4 protein-coding genes are annotated in these 4,471 nt (G+C 41.3%); 3 read left to right on the top strand and 1 reads right to left on the bottom strand.

Annotated features, from left to right (window positions below):
* On the top strand, positions 1-554 hold a 554-nt coding region (locus tag EDM53_RS00520; RefSeq protein ID WP_207215383.1), incomplete at its 5' end, for a PD-(D/E)XK nuclease family transposase.
* A 39-nt stretch (positions 555-593) separates the two neighbouring features.
* On the opposite strand, the gene gatA is transcribed toward EDM53_RS00520, so the two are convergent.
* On the bottom strand, positions 594-2,087 hold the full coding sequence (gene gatA, locus EDM53_RS00515) for an Asp-tRNA(Asn)/Glu-tRNA(Gln) amidotransferase subunit GatA (protein ID WP_130121377.1): 1,494 nt from the start codon (positions 2,085-2,087) through the stop codon (positions 594-596).
* A gap of 188 nt (positions 2,088-2,275) precedes the next feature.
* Between gatA and lysA the strand changes: the two genes are divergently transcribed.
* The gene (gene lysA / locus EDM53_RS00510) at positions 2,276-3,508 is read left to right on the top strand and encodes a diaminopimelate decarboxylase (protein WP_130121375.1); all 1,233 of its coding nucleotides are present in this window, start codon (positions 2,276-2,278) and stop codon (positions 3,506-3,508) included.
* 151 nt (positions 3,509-3,659) lie between these two features.
* Positions 3,660-4,471, top strand: an 812-nt coding sequence (locus tag EDM53_RS00505; RefSeq protein WP_165379501.1) for an AAA family ATPase, incomplete at its 3' end; no start/stop codon positions are given.

The following is a 4,471-nucleotide window of genomic DNA, read 5'->3' as shown; positions in this document are numbered from 1 at the left end:
AGAACAAGAAGCTGTTTGGAGGTAACATAGGCTGCATCAGTTACCACACCACAAGAGAAGAAAAGACGAATGAAAGGTACTTATTTGCATTGTCGTACGTCTTTATAGAACTGCCGAAGTTTAAGAAGGGAGAGGATGAGCTAAGTGGCATAGAAGATGAGTGGCTATTTTTTTTAAGTAGGTCAGAGGAAGTGAAGGAGCCGCCTATGTGTACGAAGGACGAGCACATATTAGAAGCGTATAAGGAGCTAGAGAGGTTTAACTGGAGTGATGAATCATATGATGCATATGTGAGGGCGAGGTTATTGCTTGACGGACAGGAATACACCATAGACGAAGCAAGACAGGAGGGCATAGAAAAGGGTATTGCATTAGGTACAGAGAAAGGAATCGCGATAGGCACGGAGAAAGGCAAAGCTGAGGGAATTGCGATAGGCACCGAAAAGGGTAAGATGGAGATAGCAGCGAAATTGCTGAAGAAAGGGATGAGTATATCAGAGGTCAGTACTGTGACTGGTTTACCTGAAAGTGTGATATCAGGTATTTTGCAATGAATATATCATATATTAGCTGCTTTGTTGTCATTTTTAGACCTAGAGGTAGTTAGAGGCCCTCGTAGTATCTATAACATTTGCATACCCTTCTATCACCTTGCCCAGTCTCAATATCGTCTCTTCATCATATGATTGACCTATTAACTGCAGGCCTAAAGGTAGTTGTTCACCAGCGCTGAATCCAGCCGGAACAGAAAGAGCAGGTAACCCAGCTAGACTTGCAGGAACCGTTAATAGATCGTTCAAATACATGGCTATAGGATCATCCATTTTGTCGCCCATCGGAAATGCAGGATAAGGTACCGTAGGAGTTAGTATTGCATCAACTTTCTTAAAAGCAGCTTGAAAGTCGTCATATATTAGACGTCTCAACTTTTGAGCTTTTACATAATAAGAGTCATCATCTCCTCCATATAGTATGTAAGTACCTCTTATTATTCTCCGTTTGACTTCTTGCCCAAATCCCTCCGCTCTAGTGTACTCATACATCTCATCTATATTTTTCACTTGCATCTGTGTCCGTAGGCCATATCTTACTCCATCATAGCGTGCTAGATTTGAAGAGGCCTCCGCTGGTGCTATTATGTGATATACTGGAAGTGCATACCTTGTGTATGGTAGAGAAATATCTATAATCTCCGCCCCCTCGGATTGCAGCCACTCGATCGCTTTCCTCCAAAGATTGGTAATGTCATCAGGAAGATCATCGCTCTGGTATTCTTTTGGAATACCAACTTTAAGGTTTTTGATGCCCTGATCAAGAGAAGTACTCCAACGTGGTACAGCAACTTTCGCCGACGTAGAATCCTTTGGGTCATAACCAGACATACCCTCTAGTATAAGAGCTGCGTCTTCTATATTCGTTGCTAATATACCAGCTTGGTCCAAAGAACTTGAAAAGGCTATGATGCCCCATCTTGAGCATCTACCATATGTCGGCTTAATGCCCACAATCCCACAAAATGAAGCAGGTTGTCTTATGGAACCACCAGTATCTGTTCCTAGTGCCCCAATACAAAGCCTTGCGGCTACCGCGGCCGCCGAACCACCAGATGAACCTCCAGCAACCAATGGTGTATCTTTTTCCGTATTTCTTTTCCATGGGTTGATAGTGTGAGGGTAGCAGGAACTGGTGGTGGTAGAAGAACCCATTGCAAATTCATCCATGTTTGTCTTGCCGATCATGATCGCTCCATGCTCAAAAAGCTGGGATGTGACTGTAGATTCATATGGAGGCTTAAAACCTTGCAAGATTTTTGAGCCAGCGGTTGTCAGAATACCTTTAGTACAAAATATGTCTTTGACACCTATTGGAATACCTTCTAAAAATCTTGGAGACCCTTGCTGTATACGAATATCAGAATCTACAGCTTGCTCTAGTGCCTTCTGTTTTGTTAAAGCTGTAAAGGCATGTAGATGTGCATGGGCTTCGGCACGCTGAAGATAAGCTTTTGTCAACTCCACCGCAGTAATCTGTTTGGTGAGTAGCGCTTTTCTGATTCCAGATATGTTCAGACTTAGTAGATCGAGCATAAGATATTTCAATAACAGTAACAATAAAAAGCAGTATAGCGGTCGATAATATTTAGTGCAATAACTCTCGTGACAACAACTGTAAAATATCAGTGATTTGACAATATCACATCTATCATTGAAATGTAGTGCTGATTTTGATAAGGTGCTGGTTAGTCAAATGCAATAGTCATCTCAAGCGGGGTCTTATGTCCATTCGCTACTTAGACGATGTTTTACACGTTGAGAATGTAAGTCTCAGAGAGTTAGTAACAGTTCACCCAACTCCTTTTTATTGCTACTCTACTGCTCATATCATCTCTCAAGTCTCTAGCCTCCGCAATGCTTTGCAAATGGATGGAGTGCTTATAGCGTATGCTTTGAAGGCAAATTCTAATAAGTCCATAGTATCACTACTAAGTAAACTGGGATGTGGGGCGGACGTGGTGTCCGGATGGGAAATAAGAAAAGCGTTAGATGCTGGTATAACGCCTGAGAAGGTTATATTCTCAGGCGTCGGTAAGACAGCAGAGGAGATAATTTACGGATTAAACAATGAGGTGGGGCAGTTTAATGTCGAGTCCTTTGAGGAGTTGGAGCTGTTGAATAGGTTGGCAGGAATTCATAATAAGTCACCTAATGTTGCCATTAGGATCAATCCGGATGTAGACGCATTTACACATAGTAAAATTACAACGGGCCTCAAAAGCTCAAAATTTGGGATCGCATCTGAGCTGGTGCTGGAGTTTTTACCACAGTTGAAGCAGTATACCAATGTGCGAATTGTCGGGCTATCTATGCACATAGGCTCTCAAATCTCTCAGCTGAGTGTATTTAATAACGCTTTTAAAGAGCTAAGGCACTTGGTGGAGCAGTTTGCAAAATTTGGCATAACAATAACTACAGTGGATTTTGGAGGCGGTATAGGAATTCAGTATACCGATGAAGCTACAATTGACATTGGTAAATACGCGGAACTTTTAAAGTTGATTGCTGGAGGTTTGAATGTAAAAGTCATAATAGAGCCTGGCAGATACGTGGTTGGAAATTCTGCGGTTCTTGTCTCAAAGGTACTGTATGTCAAGAAGGTTGCTGGTAAGACTATACTGATTATAGATGCTGGTATGAATGATTTCATGAGGGTCACTCTTTATGAAGCTGTGCATTCAATGCTACCAGTGATCAGACTGGACGGTGAGGAAATAGAATATAAGGTAGTTGGCCCGGTTTGTGAGAGTGGTGATTTTTTTAGGGAATCAATACATTTGAACAAGTTGACGTCTGGAGATCATGTTGTGATTACAGGTGTTGGAGCATATGGATATGCAATGTCTAATAACTATAATGCACGTCCTAAGGTTGCTGAGATTTTGGTGGATAGGGCTGAGAGCAAAGTGATTAGAAGAAGAGAGACATACGAGGAATATGTAAGTTTAGAGTAGTGTCATCGTTGTAATAGTGTTGAGGTTCACGTCAAAGCTCCTCTTGTCATCATCCATATTTAAGTGCAATCGTTGCTAGCAAAGAAAAACTAGCAATATATACTAGCCAGGGGTACAATGAGTGCAATATATGGGATAAAATACCAGACGCATGAAATTACCGGTAGGAGTCAGCGATTTTAGAGAAATAGTAAGAGACGGGTATGTATTTACTGACAAGACTCTTTTAATCAAAGAAGTGTTGGAAGATGGGGCTAAGGTGATTTTAATCACCAGGCCTAGAAGATTTGGAAAGACACTCAATCTGTCTATGTTGTACTACTTTTTAGATCATAATCAGCCAAAAGATAAGAATTTGTTTGAGCAGCTGAATATAGGTCAGGATAAAGTTTTTTGTGAGGAGCATCAAAACAAATATCCAGTGATATTCATATCGTTCAAGGATGTGAAGAAGTCGCGCTATAAAGATGCGTACGCGAATATAGTATCGTTGATCAGTAGGTTGTATGGGCAGCATAGATACTTGCTAGAATCTTGTTGTTTGAGTGATAATGAGAAGAGAGTGTTTAACCGTTTGTTGTACAAGACAGGCAAACGTTCAGAGCTTGAGGAATCACTCCAGTGTATATGCATCTACATACACAGGTATTGTGGCAAGAACCCAATTATATTGATAGACGAGTACGACACGCCGATACAAGAGGGGTATTTGGAAGATTACTATAATGAAATTACAGAGTTAATGCGTGGTATACTAGGGCAGGCATTAAAGGATAATAGGTATCTGACAAAGGCCGTGGTCACAGGAATCACTCGTATCTCTCAGGAGAGTTTGTTTTCTGGATTAAACAACATAGAGGTGTACTCGTTATTGAGAGAAGACTATGGGCAATACTTTGGCTTTACCGAAGAGGAAGTGCTGAAGCTACTGGAAGAAACGAAGGAAGCAGTATCGCTTGATGC

The organism is Rickettsiales endosymbiont of Peranema trichophorum (assembly GCF_004210275.1).
Lineage (GTDB): Bacteria > Pseudomonadota > Alphaproteobacteria > Rickettsiales > Midichloriaceae > RICK02.
Note: the sequence above shows the minus strand (reverse complement) of the source record. Positions and strands in the feature narration are given on the sequence as shown.